The organism is Rhizobium sp. R635, assembly GCF_002211285.1.
Classification (GTDB): Bacteria; Pseudomonadota; Alphaproteobacteria; order Rhizobiales; family Rhizobiaceae; genus Rhizobium.
Map to the genome: position 1 here is coordinate 327,350 of NZ_LOKX01000023.1, position 17,145 is coordinate 344,494.

Below are 17,145 nucleotides of genomic sequence, written 5' to 3' on the forward strand. Positions count from 1 at the left end.
CCGGGATTTCTCATTCGACACTGGTAGAAGCTGATGAACGCCGCCTTTCAACAACCCGCCACGGACAGCAAAACCGGCGAAGCGCCCGCCATTCTGGAAATGCGCGGCATCTCCCAGATCTTTCCTGGCGTGAAAGCGCTCGACAATGTCAGCATTGCCCTTCACCCCGGCACGGTGACGGCGCTGATCGGCGAAAACGGCGCCGGCAAATCGACGCTCGTCAAGATCCTGACCGGCATCTACAGGCCGAACGAAGGCGAGATCCTGGTCGATGGCCGGACCGTGACCTTCGCCAGCGCCCAGGCGGCGATCGATGCAGGCGTCACCGCCATCCATCAGGAAACCGTGCTGTTCGACGAGCTGACGGTTGCCGAAAACATCTTCCTCGGCCATGCGCCGCGCACGCGCTTTCGCACCATCGACTGGCAGGTGATGAACACCCGCTCGAAGACGCTGCTGACGGCACTTGAAAGCAATATTGATCCGACGATCCGGCTGAAGGACCTCTCGATCGCGCAACGCCATCTGGTGGCGATCGCCCGCGCTCTGTCGATCGAGGCCCGCATCGTCATCATGGACGAGCCGACGGCCGCCCTCTCCCGCAAGGAGATCGACGATCTCTTCCGCATCATCAAGGGTCTGAAGGAACAGGGCAAGGCGATCCTGTTCATCAGCCACAAGTTCGACGAGCTTTACGAGATCGCCGACGATTTCGTCGTCTTCCGCGACGGCCGCGCCGTCGGCCAGGGCCGGCTCAAGGAGACGCCGCAGGACGAGATCGTCCGCATGATGGTCGGCCGCGATGTCGAAAACGCCTTTCCGAAGATCGACGTGGCGATCGGCGCTCCGGTGCTCGAAGTCGAAAAATACAGCCACCGCACCGAATTCCGCGATATCTCGCTGACCCTGCGCAAGGGCGAGATCCTCGGCATCTACGGCCTGATCGGCGCCGGGCGTTCCGAACTCGCGCAATCGCTCTTCGGCATCACCAGGCCGCTCTCCGGCCGGCTGACGCTCGAAGGCCGGGAGATTTCGATCAACTCGCCGCATGATGCGATCCGCGCCGGCATCGTCTACGTGCCGGAAGAGCGCGGCCGCCACGGCCTGGCGCTGCCGATGCCGATCTACCAGAACATGACGCTGCCGTCACTGGCGCGCACCTCGCGCAAGGGCTTCCTGCAGGCCGCGGAAGAATTCGCGCTCGCCCGCAAATATGCCGAGCGGCTGGATCTGCGCGCCGCCGCCCTCTCCGTTCCGGTCGGCACGCTGTCGGGCGGCAACCAGCAGAAGGTCGTCATCGGCAAGTGGCTCGCCACCATGCCCAAGGTCATCATTCTCGATGAACCCACAAAGGGCATCGACATCGGCTCGAAGGCTGCCGTCCACGGCTTCATCAGCGAACTCGCGGCCGAAGGCCTCTCCATCATCATGATCTCTTCCGAACTGCCCGAAATCATCGGCATGTCGGACCGCGTGCTGGTGATGAAGGAAGGCCTGTCGGCCGGGCTCTTCGAGCGCAATCAGCTTTCGCCGGAAGCGCTGGTGCGCGCGGCGACCGGAAATGCATGAGGTGACGAGCATGATGAGACTGATCAGAAAACGCGAAACGCTGCTCTTCGCCATCATCGTGGTGATGATCGTCGTCTTCTCGACGCGGGCCGCCGATTTCGCCACACCGGATAATCTCGCCGGCATCTTCAACGACACCGCAATCCTCATCATCCTGGCGCTCGCCCAGATGACTGTCATCCTGACGAAATCGATCGATCTCTCGGTTGCCGCCAATCTCGCCTTTACCGGCATGGCGATCGCGATGATGAATGCCGCCTTTCCCGGCCTGCCGCTGATCGTGCTGATCCTTGCCGCAGTCGTGATCGGCGCAGCCCTCGGCACCATCAACGGCTTCCTCGTCTGGCGCCTCGAAATCCCACCGATCGTCGTGACCCTCGGCACGCTCACCATCTATCGCGGCATGGCCTTCGTGCTCTCCGGCGGCGCCTGGGTGAACGCGCACCAGATGACGCCGACCTTCCTCGCCGTTCCCCGAACGCCGATCCTCGGCCTGCCGGTGCTGAGCTGGGTCGCGATCATCATCGTCGCGCTGATGTACATGCTGCTGCGCTACAGCCAGTTCGGCCGCTCGGCCTATGCGACCGGCGGCAACCCGACGGCTGCCGTCTATGCCGGCATCGATACCGGCAAGACGAAATTCCTCGCCTTCGTGCTCTCGGGCGCTTTGGCCGGCCTTTCCAGCTATCTCTGGGTCTCGCGTTATGCCGTCGCCTATGTCGATATCGCCAACGGCTTCGAACTCGACAGCGTCGCGGCCTGCGTCATCGGCGGCATTTCCATTGCCGGCGGCGTCGGCTCGGTCGCCGGTACGGTGCTCGGCGCGCTGTTCCTCGGGGTCATCAAGAACGCGCTGCCGGTCATCGGCATTTCACCCTTCACGCAGATGGCAATCTCCGGCACCGTCATCATCCTCGCCGTCGTCTTCAACGCACGGCGCGAGCGCAATCGAGGCCGCATCATCCTGCGTGACCGCGCGGCAGCGGAGGTCGCAGCATGAGCGCAGTTTCCTCAACACCCGAAAAACGGGTCATTCCCGATCGTCTCGGCACACCGTTCAGGCGCATCATTTCGAGCTGGGAAGTGCTGCTCTTCGGTGTGGCCGTCCTGATCTTCATCTTCAATTCCGTGGCCTCGCCTTACTTCCTCGATGCCTGGAACCTCTCGGACGCGACCTTCAACTTCACCGAAAAGGCGATGATCGCCTTCGCCATGGCGCTGCTCGTCATCTCGGGCGAAATCGACCTCTCGGTCGCCGCGATCATCGCACTCGCCTCGACGGCGATGGGAGCGGCAGCGCAGCTTGGCATCGGCACGCCGGGCCTCGTGCTGATCGGCATCGGCACCGGCCTTGCCTGCGGCATCTTCAACGGTGTGCTCGTCTCGGGGCTGAAACTGCCGTCGATCGTCGTCACCATCGGCACGATGAGCCTGTTCCGCGGCATTTCCTATATCGTGCTCGGCGATCAGGCCTACGGTAAGTACCCTGCCGATTTCGCCTATTTCGGCCAGGGCTACGTGTTCTGGGTCTTTTCCTTCGAATTCGTGCTGTTCATCGTGCTGGCGATTCTCTTCGCCATCCTGCTGCATGCGACGAATTTCGGCCGGCAGGTCTATGCGATCGGCAACAATGATTTCGCCGCACGCTTCTCCGGCATCCCGGTCGAGCGCGTCAAATTCATTCTCTTCCTGCTGACCGGCGTCATGAGCGGTGTTGCCGCCGTCTGCCTGACTTCGCGCCTCGGCTCGACCCGACCGTCGATCGCTCAGGGGTGGGAACTCGAAGTCGTCACCATGGTCGTGCTCGGCGGCATCTCGATCCTCGGCGGCTCCGGCAGGATCGGCGGCGTCGTCATCGCCGCCTTCGTCATGGGCCTCGTCACCTTCGGCCTCGGCCTGTTGAACGTGCCCGGCATCGTCATGTCGATCTTCATCGGCCTGCTTCTGATCATCACCATAGCGATCCCGATCATCGCCCGCCGCATCAAGCTCATGAGCTCCCGATGACCTTGGAAAAACACGCCTTCAAGATGCAGCTCAATCCCGGCATGGAAGCCGAATACTGCAAGCGGCATGACGAGATCTGGCCGGAACTGGTCGATCTCCTGCACCAGTCGGGCGCCAGCGACTATTCCATCCATCTCGACCGTCAGACCAACACGCTATTCGGCGTGCTGACGCGGCCTGTCGATCACACGATGGCGAGCCTGCCGGAGCATCCGGTCATGAAGAAATGGTGGGCTCATATGGCCGATATCATGGCGACCAATCCGGATAATTCGCCCGTTCAAAGCGACCTCGTCACCCTCTTCCATATGCCATGACCGCCAATTCCTATCGCCGCATCGCCGTCCTCGACATCGGCAAGACCAATGCCAAGGTCGTCGTGCTCGACAGTGGGACGGGCGCCGAGATCGCCGTCCTGAAACGGCCGAACATCACGATCAAGACCGGCCCCTACCCGCATTACGATATCGAGGCGCTCTGGTCCTTCGCGCTCGATGCGCTGAAGCGCCTTGCACGGGAACCCGGCTTCGACGCCATTTCGATCACCACCCATGGCGCCGCCGCCGCGCTCATCGGCGCGGACGGATTGCTCGCCATGCCCGTCATCGACTACGAACATGAATATCCACAGGAGATCCGCGACGCCTACACCGCGCTGCGTCCCTCCTTCGACGAAACCTTCTCGCCGCGCCTTGCAATGGGCCTCAATGTCGGCGCTCAGCTGCATTACCAGAAAACAGCCTTTCCCAAGGAATTCGCTCAGGTCACTGAGATCGTAACCTATGCACAATATTGGGCGGCGCGGCTGACCGGCGTCATCGCCAACGAACTGACGTCGCTCGGCTGCCACACCGACCTCTGGAACCCGAAAACATCAAGCTATTCCTCATTGGTCGACAAGCTCGGCATCCGCGACCTGATGGCGCCGATCCGATCCGCCTTCGATGCGCTCGGTCCTGTTCGGCCTGATATTGTCGCCGAACTCGGCCTTGCCGCACCTGTGCCTGTCTATTGTGGCATTCACGATTCCAACGCCTCGCTGTTGCCGCATCTCGTCCATCGCCAGGCGCCCTTCGCCGTCGTCTCCACAGGCACATGGGCCATCAATTTCGGCGTCGGCGGCGATCTCGATCACCTCGATGCGAAACGCGATGCGCTCGCCAATGTCGATGCCTATGGCCGCACCGTCCCCTCCTCGCGTTTCATGGGCGGGCGGGAATTCGAGATCCTTTCCGCTGAGATCGGCCCCGTGAACGACGAAGCCGCCTGGGCAGCGATCGGTGCTGTGATCCGCAAGGGCATGATGCTGCTGCCCAACATTGCGCCCGGCTCCGGACCCTTCCCGGGAAAGGTAGGTCGTTGGATCGGCGCCGAGGAAGCAAACCGCGAGGCGCATCATGCCGCCGCCTGCCTCTACCTGGCGCTGATGACCGACGCCTGCCTCGCGCTGATCGGCGCCAAAGGCCCTATCATCGTCGAAGGACCTTTTGCTTTGAACGAGACCTATCTCAAGGTACTTGCAGCACTTACCGGCCGCGAGGTTCTGGCCCTTCCCGGCTCGACCGGCACCAGCCAGGGTGCGGCGTTGCTCACCGGCATCCGGCCGGTCTCCGGTGCCGAGAGGCACTTTGCACCGGCCGATATCCCGGGATTGGCCGCCTATCGCGACCGCTGGTACGCGGCGATGGAATAGGAGTCTTTCCAAGAACGGCCTTGTTCGCCCCGCCCCTGCGGTTAGTGTGCACCTCGAACATCATTCGAGGAGATAGCATGACAGAGATATTCGATCCGCGCAGCCTCGCATCCACGCTTCACCGCCTGCGCCAATCCGGCAGGCAGGAGGCAACGAGCACGTTCGCGCTGCCGGCCGATCTGCATCAGGCGATGGAGGCGCAGAATTTCCTCGCCGCCGCGGACGACATTTCCAACAACGCCTGGAAGGTGACCGTCTCGCCGGAGGGCCAAGCGGTCACCGGCCCGCTGCATCCCTATGCCGAAGCCGTCTCCGGCGCTGATATTCCATGGTATCCGGGGCTGAAATTCGAAACCGAGATTGCCGTGCGCCTCGGCAAGGATCTGCCGATCCGCGCGGGTAAGCCGTACAGCCGCGCCGAAGTGGTCGAGGCGATCTCCTCCGTCTATCTCGGCGCCGAGCTGCTGGTCAGCGCCATTAGGGAAAGCGGCGGCGTGTCCTTTCTGCTGTTTGTCGCCGACCGCCTCGGCAACAGCGGCTATGTCCTCGGCCCACAGATCGACAGGAGCCTCGTCGATACCGCCCCCGGTACGTCGCTCAAGGTCATCCATGCCGGCCGCACCATCTATGACGGTCCCGCGCAGCATCCGAAGGGCGACGTTCTCACCTGGCTCGTCGATTACGCCAATGACGGGCTGCGCCCCGAAGCATCGCTGAAGACGGGCGCGCTCGTCACGACGGGCACGTTGAGCGGCGCGATCGAACTGACCGAACCCGGCGAGATCGATATCCTGCTCGGCGATGTCAGACTGAATTTTTCGGTGTCGAAGGCATGATTGACGCCTGTTCTGCCTGCGGCCGCCGCCATGCCCGCACGGCCGCCTTCAAGCTCGGCAGAAAATGTTAAGTTGACAATCCAGGTTTAGTTTTGCAGGAACCGGGTGCGGGAGGGAGGCTTGCCTTTTGAACCTGCAGCGCCGAACCTGGAGCAGACCATGCCTTCGCCTTTCCTTGCCCTGTCGGAAATCGACTATGCCATAGGGCCGAAACCCGTGCTGTCCGGCATCGATCTGACGCTCGAGCATGGCCGCATCTACGGCCTGGTGGGGCCGAACGGCTCCGGCAAGAGCACGCTTTTGAAGATCGTCGCCCGCCAGATCGCACCGAAATCCGGTGCCATCGCTTTCGACGGCAGATCGGCGGCGGACTGGGGTGCCCGGGAATTTGCCCGGCACGTCGCCTACATGCCGCAGTTCACCCCGGCGACCGACGGCATGACCGTTCGGGAACTGATCGCGCTCGGCCGCTTCCCCTGGCATGGCACGCTCGGCCGCTTCACAGCGGCGGACCGCAGCAAGGTAGAAGAGGCAATCGCCCGTACCGAGCTTGAGAATTTTGCCGATCGTCTCGTCGCCAACATGTCCGGCGGCGAGCGTCAGCGCGCCTGGATCGCCATGATGCTCGCCCAGGATGCCCGCTGCCTCTTGCTCGACGAACCGACATCGGCACTCGACCTCGCCCATCAGGCAAGCGTCCTGTCCCTGGTGCAGGAACTCAGCCACGAACGCGGGCTGACCGTCATTATCGTGCTGCACGATATCAACCTCGCCGCGCGTTACTGCGACGCGATCATCGCGCTCAACCGCGGCCGGATCACCGCCGAAGGCACGCCCGCCGAGATCATGCAGGCCGACAAGCTGCGGTCGATTTTCGGCGTCGGCATGGGCGTCTTCCCGCATCCGGTTCGAAACGAGCCGGTCAGCTATCTCCTGTAGGCCACCGCCTAAACCTTCTCACGGAACATCTCGATGATGGCGGAAAAATCCCTTCCGCCATTGCCCTGCTTTTCGAACAGCGCGAAAAGCTGGGCCGCTTCCGCACCCATCGGCGTGGACGCACCGCTCGCCAGCGCCGCCTCCTGCGAGAGTCTCAGATCCTTCAGCATCAGCGCCGCGGCAAAACCCGGCTTGTAACCGTTGTTGGCAGGCGAGGTCGGCACCGGCCCGGGCACCGGGCAATAGGTATTGATCGCCCAGCACTGGCCCGACGAGGTGGAGGCGACGTCGAACAACGCCTGATGCGAAAGGCCGAGTTTCTCGGCGAGCACGAAGCCTTCGCAGACGCCGATCATCGAAATGCCAAGGATCATGTTGTTGCAGATCTTGGCCGCCTGGCCGGCGCCCGCCTCGCCGCAATGGACGATCTTCTTGCCCATCGCTTCGAGAATGGGCTTCGCCCGGGCGAAGGCCTCGTCCGAGCCGCCCGCCATGAAGGTCAACGTGCCCGCGGTCGCCCCGCCAGTGCCGCCGGAGACGGGCGCGTCGAGCGACGGGCAGCCTGCGGCCTTGGCCATCTCATGCGCCTTGCGGCTGCTTTCGACATCGATTGTGGAGCAATCGATGACCAGCGTATCCTGCGCCGCGGTCTGCAGGATGTCCGTCCAGGCCGTCAGCACGTGTTTGCCCTGCGGCAGCATAGTGATGACGATTTCGGCGTCCTTCACCGCCTGGCTGGCATGGCTCGCCGGCTTGACGCCGCTCGCCTCGGCCGCCTTCAGCACGGGAGCGGCGAGATCGAAGCCAAGGACTTCGTGACCCGACTTGACGAGATTGGCCGCCATCGGCCCACCCATATTGCCCAATCCGATGAATGCGATCCTTGCCATGGTCTTCTCCTATCGATTGTCTTCGAGGATCATCGCGGCCGCCTTCTCAGCGATCATGATCGTCGGCGAATTGGTGTTGCCCGAGGTGATCGACGGCATCACCGAGGCGTCGGCGATCCTGAGCTTGCCGAGCGCGCGCAGTTTCAGCCGGGGATCGACGACGCTGTCCCGGTCTGCGCCCATGCGGCAGGTGCCGACGGGATGGAAGATCGTCGTGCCGATATCGCCCGCCGCCCGCTCCAGATCGGCCTCCGTCTGATAGCTGGGGCCGGGCTTGAATTCCTCCGGCCGGAAACGGGCGAAGGAAGGCTGCGCGACGATCTTGCGCGTCAACCGTATGGAACGGACAGCTATGTCACGATCGCGCTGCGTCGAGAGGTATTTCGGGCTGATCGTCGGCTGGGCGGCGAAATCCGGGCTCGACAGATGCACCGAACCCCGGCTTTCCGGCCTCAGATTGCAGACGCTCGCCGTGATCGCCGGGAAGGGATGGACGGGATCGCCGAACTTCTCCAGTGAGACCGGTTGCACGTGATATTGCAGATCAGGCGTCTCCCGGTCCGGACCCGAACGGGTGAAGATACCGAGCTGGCTCGGCGCCATCGCCATCGGGCCGGAGCGGCGCACGAGATATTCGAGCCCGATCGCCGCCTTGCCGATCAGCTTGGTCGCCTTCTCGTTCAAGGTCGGAACGCCGGTCACTTTGTAGGCGAGGCGCAGTTGCAGATGATCCTGCAGGTTCTCGCCGACGCCTTTCACCTCGGTGACGACATCGACGCCCGCCTGCCGCAGCACCTCGCCCCTGCCGATGCCGGACAGTTCCAGAATATGCGGCGAGCCGATCGAGCCGGCGGAAAGAATGGTTTCCCGAGCCGCATAGGCGCGTTTGGCGACGCCATCATGCTGGAACTCGACGCCGGCAATGGCCCCCTCCTCCACCAGCAGCCGGCGGACCTGGGCTTTGGTCAAAACGGTCAGGTTCGCGCGCTTCATTGCCGGGCGCAGAAAGGCCTTGGAGGTGTTCCAGCGAATGCCGGAGCGCTGGTTGACGTCGAAATAGCCGGAGCCCTCGTTGCTGCCGCGGTTGAAATCCGCCGTCTCCGGAATGCCTGCTTCCCTCGCCGCCTGCTGGAAGGCATCGAGCACGGCCCAGCGCACCCGCGCCTTCTCGATGCGCCATTCGCCGCCGGCGCCATGCATGTCATCGGCGCCGCGATAAAAATCCTCGGATTTCGTGAAGAAGGGCAGAATATCGTCCCAGCCCCAGCCGGTGCAGCCCATCTGCCGCCAGAGGTCGTAATCGCGGGCCTGGCCGCGCATGTAGATCATGCCGTTGATCGACGAACAGCCGCCGAGCACCTTGCCGCGGGGATAGGTGAGCGCCCGGCCGTTCAGCCCCGCTTCCGGCGCCGTGGTGAAGCACCAGTCGGTGCGCGGATTGTTGATGCAATAGAGATAGCCCACAGGAATGTGGATCCAGTGGTAGTTGTCGCTGCCGCCAGCTTCCAATAGCAGCACCCGGCTCCTGCCGTCTGCGGATAAGCGGTTGGCAAGCACGCAGCCGGCGCTGCCTGCCCCGATGATGATGTAGTCGTAGCGCTCCATGCCCCTCACGAAACTCCAGATGCTTTCTGCTTCCCTCTCCCCGTGGGTCGGGGAGAGGGACAGACGCAGCGCCACCGCCCATCTCTTTTCCGGGGGAAGAGGGTTCCTTCCCGGAAAGAGAGAGGTCCGCCCGTTCAGCGGCGATAGACGAAGCCCAGTTTCCGCCCCAGCCGCGAAGCGTAGAATTCGCCGATGATGCCGCGGCGGAAGATCAGCACGCAGACCATGAAGACGATGCCGGTGATGATCGTCACCGGGAATTCCGAGGTGGCGAGGTAGTTTTCCAGCGCCACCACCAGCCCCGCGCCGAAAAGCGGGCCGATCAGCGTGCCGATGCCGCCGAGCAGCGTCATCAGGATCACCTCGCCCGACATCTGCCAGGCGACGTCGGTAAGCGTCGCGAACTGGAAGACAAGCGATTTCACCGCGCCCGCCAGCCCGGCAAGCGCCGCCGACATGACGAAGGCGCCGAGCTTGTAGCGCGCCACGGAATAGCCGAGCGAGATCGCCCGTTGCTCGTTCTCGCGGATCGACTTCAGGATCATGCCGAAGGGCGAGTTGATGAAGCGCCAGATGATCAGGATGCCGATCAGGAAGACGGCCAGCACGAAATAATACATGTTGGTCGAGTTGTTCAGATCGATGAAGCCGAAGAGGTGGCCGCGCGGCACCGATTGAATGCCGTCCTCGCCTTCGGTGAACTCCGCCTGCAGGCAGAAGAAGAAGAACATCTGCGACAGCGCCAGCGTGATCATCGCGAAATAGATGCCCTGCCGGCGAATGGCGAAGAAGCCCATGACCAGGCCGAGGAACGCTGCGCCCGCCACGCCGATCAGGATGCCGAGTTCCGGTGGCAGCCCCCATGCCTTCACCGTGTAGGCGGTGAAATAGGCCGCCCCGCCGAAGAAGGTGGCATGGCCGAAGGAAAGCAGGCCGGTATAGCCGAGCAGCAGGTTGAAGGCGCAGGCGAACAGCGCGAAGCAGAGCAGCTTCATCAGGAAGATCGGATAGAAGAAGAACGGCGCCAGCAGCAGGAGCAGCAGCCCGGCAAGGAGGAAGCCCGCCTGGACCGAAAGGGCGGTCCGGCTTTTTTCCGTTCGGATGGTTTCGGTGATGTCAGCCATGTCAAGCATCCCGGCCGAAGAGGCCCGCGGGCCTGATGAGAAGCACGATCGCCATGATGACGAAGATCACGATGTTGGAAGCCTCGGGATAGAAGACCTTGGTCAGGCCCTCGGCAATGCCGAGCACATAACCGGTGATGATCGCGCCCATGATCGATCCCATGCCGCCGACCACGACCACGGCGAAGACGACGATGATCATGTTCGAGCCCATCAGCGGCGAGACCTGGTAGATCGGCGCCGCCAGCACGCCGGCAAAGGCGGCAAGCCCGGCGCCGAGCGCATAGGTCAGCGTCAGCAGCACCGGCACGTTGACGCCGAAGACCTGCACCAGCACGGCGTTTTCGGTGGCGGCCCTGAGATAGGCCCCGAGCTTGGTCTTCTCGATCAGCAGCCATGTGCCGAGGCAGACGACGAGCGAGACGACGACCACCCAGCCGCGATAGATCGGCAGGAACATGAAGCCGAGATTGGCCCCGCCGGCAAGCGCCGCCGGCGTCGCATAGGGTTGGCCGGACGAGCCGTAAAGATAGCGGAAGGTGCCTTCGACCGCGAGCGCCAGCCCGAAGGTAAAGAGCAGGCCGTAGAGCGGATCGAGATCGTAGAGCCGGCGCAGGAGCAGCCGCTCGATGACGGCGCCGGCAAGGCCGACGATGACGGGCGCCAGGATCAGCGACGGCCAATAGCCGATACCGGCATAGGTGAGCAGCAGATAGGCGGCGAAGGCGCCGAGCATATATTGGGCGCCGTGAGCGAAGTTGATCACCCTGAGCAGGCCGAAAATGATGGCGAGGCCGAGGCTGAGCAGCGCGTAGAACGAGCCGTTGATCAGACCGACCAGCAATTGGCTTAACAGGCCCTGCAAGCTAACACCGAAGATCATCGTCATCTGGTCACACTCCCAGAACCTTGTGCAGCGTATCCATGCGCTGCGGCAGTTCGCCGACCGGGAATTCCGACACCATCTGCCCATGATCCATCAGATAGAAGCGATCGGCAATACGGCTGGCGAAACGGAAGTTCTGCTCGACGAGCAGGATCGTCATGCCGCGCTCCTTGAGTTTCTTCAGCACCTCGCCGATGCGCTGGACGATGACGGGGGCAAGCCCTTCGGTCGGTTCGTCGAGGATGAGCAGCCGGACACCGGTGCGCAGAATCCGGGCGATCGCCAGCATCTGCTGCTCGCCGCCTGATAGTTTGGTGCCCGGGCTGCTGCGGCGCTCGTAGAGATTGGGAAAGAGCTCATAGATCTCGTCGAGCGTCATGCCGCCCTCCGCCACGACTGGCGGCAGCAGCAGGTTTTCCGAAACCGTGAGCGTCGAAAAGATGCCGCGCTCCTCCGGCACGAAGCCGATGCCCCGATGCGCCGTCTTGTGCAGCGGCACCTGCATCATGTCGCTGCCGGCAAAGCTGATCCTGCCCTTGCGGGCGCGCACGATGCCGGTGATGGTGCGCAGCGTCGTCGTCTTGCCGACGCCGTTGCGGCCGAGAATGGTGATCGTCTCGCCTTCGCCGACATGCATGTCGACCCCGTGCAATATGTGGCTTTCGCCGTACCAGGCATTGAGGCCCTGAACTTCGAGGAGAGCGGCCATCAATGCTCCTCCGTGCCCATGTAGGCCACGCGGACGCGCTCGTCCTGGCTGACGGTGGCATAGTCGCCTTCCGCGAGGATCTCGCCGCGCTGAAGCACGGTGACGTGCTGGCAGATATTGGCGACGACGGAGAGATTGTGCTCGACCATCAGCACGGCCCGATCGCGGGCGACGTCGCGAATGATCGATGAGACGACGCCGACATCCTCATGCCCCATGCCGGCCATCGGTTCGTCGAGCAGCAGCACCTTCGGATCGAGCGCCAGCGTCGTGGCGATCTCCAGCACGCGCTTACGGCCATAGGAAAGATCGGCGGCGATATGGTCGCGTTCCTTGGAAAGCCCGACGCTGGCAAGCAGTTGCTCGGCGCGCTCGTTCAGCCGGTCGAGCGCCGAGAGAGGCCGCCAGAACTGGGTGGAGAGGTTGTTCGGCCGCTGCAGCGCCACGCGCACATTGTCGAGCACGGAGAGGTGCGGAAAGACCGCCGAAATCTGGAAAGAGCGCACCAGCCCCATGCGCGCCACCTTATCGGGCGCGGTGCCGGTGATATCGGTGCCCATCAGGGTGATCGTTCCCGCCGTCGGCTGCAGGAACTTCGTCAAGAGGTTGAAGACCGTCGTCTTGCCGGCGCCGTTCGGGCCGATCAGTGCATGCACGCTGGCGTCATGCACGTCGAGATCGACGTTCTTGACGGCCGTGAAGCCGCCGAAATCGCGGCGCAGGCCGCGGGCGGATAGGACCACCCGCGGCTTTGCCTGAGTTTCAATTGCGGAAACCGCCATCGTGCTTACTTCACCAGATCGCAGCCGCTCTTGGCGGGATCGATATAGGCTTCCTTGCCGGGAATGGTGGCGAGAACGTTGAAGTAATCCCACGGTTCCTTGCTTTCTGAAGGCTTCTTGACCTGCAGCAGGTACATGTCGTGGATCATGCGGCCATTGGCGCCGACCGTGCCGCCGCGCCCGAAGACGTCGTCGACGGGCATGTCATGCAGCAGCTTGGCGACGGCTTCCGTATCATCGGTGCCGGCCTTCTGCACCGCCTTCAGATATTGCGTCACCGCCGAATAGGTGCCGGCGTGGATCATGTTCGGCATCTTGCCGGTGCGGTCGAAGAACTTCTTGGCGAAGGCGCGGCTTTCGTCGTCGCGGTTCCAGTAGAAGCCTTCCGTCAGCGTCAGCCCCTGCGCCGCTTCGAGGCCGAGACCGTGCACTTCGGCAAGCGTGAAGAGCAGCGCCGCCAGATGCTGGCCGCCCTGGGTGATGCCGAATTCGGCCGCCTGCTTGATGGCATTCGAGGTGTCGAGACCGGCATTGGCAAGGCCGATCACCTTGGCGCCGGAGGATTGCGCCTGCAGCAGGAAGGACGAGAAGTCCTGCGTCGACAGCGGGTGGCGAACCGAGCCGACGACAGTGCCGCCGCTCGCCTTGACGTAATCGGTGGTCTGCTGTTCCAGCGAATAGCCGAAGGCATAGTCGGCAGTCAGGAAGAACCAGCTGTCGCCGCCCTGCTTGACGAGCGCGCCGCCGGTGCCGACGGCCAAGGCATGCGTGTCGTAGGCCCAGTGGAAACCGTAAGGCGAGCAGGCCTTGCCGGTCAGATCCGTCGTCGCAGCACCGGTGACGATGTCGATCTTCTTCTTTTCCTTGCCGATCGCCTGCACGGCGAGCGCCACGGAGGAGGTCGTCAGTTCCATGATCGCGTCCACCTGCTCGGTGTCGTACCATTGGCGGGCGATGTTGGAGGCGATGTCAGGCTTGTTCTGGTGGTCGGCATCGACGATCTCGACCGGTACACCCAGCACCTTGCCGCCGAAATCCTCGACCGCCATCTTGGCGGCTTCGACGGAAGACTTGCCGCCGAAGTCGGCGTAGACGCCCGACTGGTCGTTCAGAATGCCGATCTTGACCTTGCCGTCGGTCGCGCTCTGCGCGAGCACCGCAGTGCTGCTTGCAAGCAGAAATGCTACGGACGCAATGAAACTCTTTCGCATATTCTCTCCTCCCAGAGATTAGCCAGATTACGGTTCTGTTCAGATTTGGCCAGCCGCGCTCCTCAGAGCGGCCGACCCTCAGCTTACGATCAAGGAAATTCCACCTTGAAGCAACGGGTGGTTTACAACTAATTCCAAACAGTATCTGTTCGTTTTTGAACAGATGGGGATCGCGATGACCAACCCACCGCAGTTTACTTGGGACGATCTTCAATTTTTTCTAGCCGTCGCCCGCACAGGACAGCTCTCGACGGCTGCCCGCCAGCTGCGCTCCAGCCATGCCACCGTGTCGCGCCGCATCGACCGGCTGGAATTCACCCTCAAGGTCAAGCTCTTCGAGCGCAATCCGCGCGGCTACGTGCTGACATCAATGGGCACGCGCTTCATCGAGACGGCCGAGAAGATGGAGCAGGAGACCGAGCGGCTGCGCGCCGATCTCGCCGACGGCTCGATGGCGCAACGCGGCCTGGTGCGCCTCAGCGCGCCGGAGGGTTTTGCCAATTTCTTCTTCGCGCCGGTGCTGCCGCGCTTCGCCGCCCGGCATCCGCATCTCTCGCTCGAACTGGTGACGATCCAGCAGATCATGTCGCTGTCGCGCAAGGAAGCCGATATCTCCGTCGTGCTCGACGAGCCGAAAGGCGGTCCCTATTTCGCCGAGAAGCTGACGGACTACCATCTGCAGATCTATGGCTCACGCGACTATCTGGCAAAGGCTCCTGAGATCACCTGCCGCGACGACCTGCTCGGCCATCCCTTCGTCAGCTATATCGAAGAGATGATCTTCGCGCCGGGCCTGGACTATCTCGGCGACGTGCATCCGCGCATCAAGCCGCAATTCCAGAGTTCCAGCATCTTCGCGCAGCTCACCGCTACCAGGAACGGCCTCGGCCTCTGTATCCTGCCCTATTTCTTCGCCAGCCGTTATCCCGAACTGGTGCGCGTGCTGCCCGAGGAGATCGACCTCAAGCGCCAGTACTGGATCACCTGCCACCGCGATCTGAAACAGGCGCCGCGCGTGCGCGCCGTCATGGATTTCCTGCGCGAGGCGGTGCGCGGCGAGGATGCGCGCTTCGTGCCGCCCTATGTCACCGCCGCCGGCCCGGCACGACGCACGAAGGCCGAAAGCTGATTATTTCAGAAATTCCGCCCGGTGCGGTGTGAAGGTATCGATCAGCCGACCCTTTTCCAGCGCCCGGACGCCGTGGACGAGATTGGGCGGCACGATGAAGCTGCCGCCCTGCCTGAGCAATTCGGTGCGGCCATCGATCGTCACTTCGAAGCTGCCTTCCGCCACATAACTTGCCTGGATATGCGGATGCGAATGAGCAGCACCCACCGCGCCGCTTTCGAAGGCCACTTCCACCATCATCATCTCGGGCAGATAGGTCATGATGCGCCTGGTGACGCCGGGCTCCGGATTGACCCATTCGGCGCCTTCGGCCGATACGAACAGATCGCTTGACGACATTTCCGCCTCCTCGTTCCAGAATCTTGCGCGCAAAGTGGATCATGCCGCGGCCTTTGAAAAGGGCCGAAAGGCACCTTTTGATGTGGGTCGACTTCTGTTGACGCAGTCGGCTGGCGGGTCTATGGCCAGATTGAACGAGGCAAGCCTGAATTCACGGTGAGGAGACGCCGCCATGCAGCATACGCGCGAGGTTTTCGACTGGACCGACCCTTTCCGGCTGGCGGAACAGCTCACCGACGAAGAGCGCATGGTGCAGGACACCGCCCATTCTTACGCGCAGGAAAAGCTTGCTCCGCGCGTTCTCGACGCCTTCCGCAATGAAAAGACCGATCCCGAAATCTTCCGCGAAATGGGCGAACTCGGTCTGCTCGGCCCGACGATCTCGCCCGATTACGGCGGCGCCGGCCTCGGCTACGTCGCCTACGGCCTGATCGCCCGCGAGGTCGAGCGGGTCGACAGCGGCTACCGCTCGATGATGAGCGTCCAGTCCTCGCTCGTCATGGTGCCGATCGATACTTTCGGTTCGGAGCCGCAGAAGCAGAAATACCTGCCGAAGCTTGCAACCGGCGAATGGATCGGCTGCTTCGGCCTGACCGAACCCGATCACGGCTCCGACCCCGGCTCCATGGCGACGCGCGCCAGAAAGGTCGACGGCGGCTACAGCCTCACCGGCTCCAAAACCTGGATATCGAACGCGCCGATCGCCGATGTCTTCGTCGTCTGGGCCAAGACCGAGGACGGCCTCATCCGCGGCTTCATCCTCGAAAAGGGCTGGAAGGGACTTTCGGCTCCCGCCATCCACGGCAAGGTGGGCCTGCGCGCCTCGATCACAGGCGAAGTGGTGATGGACGGGGTCTTCGTGCCCGAGGAAAACCTGCTGCCCGGCGTCACCGGCCTCAAGGGACCGTTCACCTGCCTCAACTCGGCCCGCTTCGGCATCGCCTGGGGCGCGCTCGGCGCTGCCGAGGATTGTTATGCGAGAGCCCGGCAATACACGCTGGAGCGCAAACAGTTCGGCCGGCCGCTCGCCGCCAACCAGTTGATCCAGAAGAAGCTCGCCGACATGGCGGCGGAAATCTCGCTCGGCCTGCAGGGCTGCCTGCGGCTCGGCCGCATGAAGGAGGAAGGCCATCCGCCGGTGGAGCTGACCTCGATCCTCAAGCGCAACAGCTGCGGCAAGGCGCTCGACATCGCGCGCGCTTCCCGCGACATGCTCGGCGGCAACGGCATCTCCGACGAATTCGGCATCGCCCGCCATCTCGTCAACCTCGAAGTGGTCAACACCTATGAGGGCACGCACGACATCCACGCACTGATCATCGGCCGCGCGATCACGGGTATCGCCGCCTTCGCGAACTGAATAATCGGCAAATTTGCCACGCGCCTGACAATGTGCAACCTTCCCTGATTGCGGCACGAAGCCGGC

17 protein-coding genes are annotated in these 17,145 nt (G+C 63.0%); 9 read left to right on the forward strand and 8 right to left on the reverse strand.

Annotated elements, in window-relative coordinates:
- The first annotated feature begins 33 nt into the window (after window positions 1-33).
- The 7 genes from ATY78_RS18235 (at window position 34) to ATY78_RS18265 (ending at window position 7,044) form a co-directional block, all read left to right on the forward strand.
- Window positions 34-1,569 (forward strand): sugar ABC transporter ATP-binding protein, encoded by a 1,536-nt coding sequence (locus tag ATY78_RS18235; protein ID WP_088683706.1) that lies wholly within the window; start codon window positions 34-36, stop codon window positions 1,567-1,569.
- A gap of 10 nt (window positions 1,570-1,579) precedes the next feature.
- Window positions 1,580-2,569 (forward strand): ABC transporter permease, encoded by a 990-nt coding sequence (locus tag ATY78_RS18240; RefSeq protein ID WP_088683791.1) that lies wholly within the window; start codon window positions 1,580-1,582, stop codon window positions 2,567-2,569.
- Window positions 2,566-3,576, forward strand: a complete 1,011-nt coding sequence (locus tag ATY78_RS18245) for an ABC transporter permease (protein ID WP_088683707.1) — start codon at window positions 2,566-2,568, stop codon at window positions 3,574-3,576. The genes ATY78_RS18240 and ATY78_RS18245 overlap by 4 nt, the downstream gene beginning before the upstream one ends.
- Window positions 3,573-3,893 (forward strand): L-rhamnose mutarotase, encoded by a 321-nt coding sequence (rhaM, locus tag ATY78_RS18250; RefSeq protein WP_088683708.1) that lies wholly within the window; start codon window positions 3,573-3,575, stop codon window positions 3,891-3,893. The genes ATY78_RS18245 and rhaM overlap by 4 nt, the downstream gene beginning before the upstream one ends.
- Window positions 3,890-5,269: an FGGY-family carbohydrate kinase gene (locus ATY78_RS18255; protein WP_088683709.1), complete on the forward strand. Its 1,380-nt coding sequence runs from the start codon at window positions 3,890-3,892 to the stop codon at window positions 5,267-5,269. Before rhaM ends, ATY78_RS18255 begins: the two co-directional genes overlap by 4 nt.
- 77 nt (window positions 5,270-5,346) lie before the next feature.
- Window positions 5,347-6,105 carry a fumarylacetoacetate hydrolase family protein gene (locus ATY78_RS18260; RefSeq protein ID WP_088683710.1) on the forward strand — a complete coding sequence of 253 codons (759 nt, stop codon included), beginning with the start codon at window positions 5,347-5,349 and terminating at the stop codon, window positions 6,103-6,105.
- Between the two features lie 159 nt (window positions 6,106-6,264).
- Window positions 6,265-7,044 carry an ATP-binding cassette domain-containing protein gene (locus ATY78_RS18265; protein ID WP_088683792.1) on the forward strand — a complete coding sequence of 260 codons (780 nt, stop codon included), beginning with the start codon at window positions 6,265-6,267 and terminating at the stop codon, window positions 7,042-7,044.
- Window positions 7,045-7,052: 8 nt separating this feature from the next.
- Here ATY78_RS18265 and mmsB read toward each other — a convergent pair whose 3' ends face one another.
- The 7 genes from mmsB to ATY78_RS18300 form a co-directional block, all read right to left on the reverse strand.
- A complete protein-coding gene (gene mmsB, locus ATY78_RS18270; protein ID WP_088683711.1) occupies window positions 7,053-7,934 on the reverse strand; it encodes a 3-hydroxyisobutyrate dehydrogenase in 882 nt (293 codons plus the stop codon).
- 9 nt (window positions 7,935-7,943) lie between these two features.
- Complete coding sequence (locus tag ATY78_RS18275) at window positions 7,944-9,539, reverse strand: GMC family oxidoreductase N-terminal domain-containing protein (RefSeq protein WP_088683712.1); 1,596 nt, start codon at window positions 9,537-9,539, stop codon at window positions 7,944-7,946.
- Between the two features lie 134 nt (window positions 9,540-9,673).
- Window positions 9,674-10,663: a branched-chain amino acid ABC transporter permease gene (locus tag ATY78_RS18280; RefSeq protein WP_088683713.1), complete on the reverse strand. Its 990-nt coding sequence runs from the start codon at window positions 10,661-10,663 to the stop codon at window positions 9,674-9,676.
- 1 nt (window position 10,664) lies between these two features.
- On the reverse strand, window positions 10,665-11,552 hold the full coding sequence (locus ATY78_RS18285) for a branched-chain amino acid ABC transporter permease (protein WP_088683714.1): 888 nt from the start codon (window positions 11,550-11,552) through the stop codon (window positions 10,665-10,667).
- A 4-nt stretch (window positions 11,553-11,556) separates the two neighbouring features.
- Complete coding sequence (locus ATY78_RS18290) at window positions 11,557-12,258, reverse strand: ABC transporter ATP-binding protein (protein ID WP_088683715.1); 702 nt, start codon at window positions 12,256-12,258, stop codon at window positions 11,557-11,559.
- Complete coding sequence (locus tag ATY78_RS18295) at window positions 12,258-13,040, reverse strand: ABC transporter ATP-binding protein (RefSeq protein WP_088683716.1); 783 nt, start codon at window positions 13,038-13,040, stop codon at window positions 12,258-12,260. The genes ATY78_RS18290 and ATY78_RS18295 overlap by 1 nt, the downstream gene beginning before the upstream one ends.
- 5 nt (window positions 13,041-13,045) lie before the next feature.
- The gene (locus ATY78_RS18300) at window positions 13,046-14,251 is read right to left on the reverse strand and encodes an ABC transporter substrate-binding protein (RefSeq protein ID WP_088683717.1); all 1,206 of its coding nucleotides are present in this window, start codon (window positions 14,249-14,251) and stop codon (window positions 13,046-13,048) included.
- Window positions 14,252-14,426: 175 nt separating this feature from the next.
- Between ATY78_RS18300 and ATY78_RS18305 the strand changes: the two genes are divergently transcribed.
- Complete coding sequence (locus tag ATY78_RS18305; protein ID WP_088683793.1) at window positions 14,427-15,380, forward strand: LysR family transcriptional regulator; 954 nt, start codon at window positions 14,427-14,429, stop codon at window positions 15,378-15,380.
- Here ATY78_RS18305 and ATY78_RS18310 read toward each other — a convergent pair whose 3' ends face one another.
- The gene (locus ATY78_RS18310; RefSeq protein ID WP_088683718.1) at window positions 15,381-15,719 is read right to left on the reverse strand and encodes a cupin domain-containing protein; all 339 of its coding nucleotides are present in this window, start codon (window positions 15,717-15,719) and stop codon (window positions 15,381-15,383) included.
- 172 nt (window positions 15,720-15,891) lie between these two features.
- On the opposite strand from ATY78_RS18310, the gene ATY78_RS18315 reads away from it, so the two are divergent.
- The gene (locus ATY78_RS18315) at window positions 15,892-17,079 is read left to right on the forward strand and encodes an acyl-CoA dehydrogenase (RefSeq protein ID WP_088683719.1); all 1,188 of its coding nucleotides are present in this window, start codon (window positions 15,892-15,894) and stop codon (window positions 17,077-17,079) included.
- The last annotated feature ends 66 nt before the right edge of the window (window positions 17,080-17,145 follow it).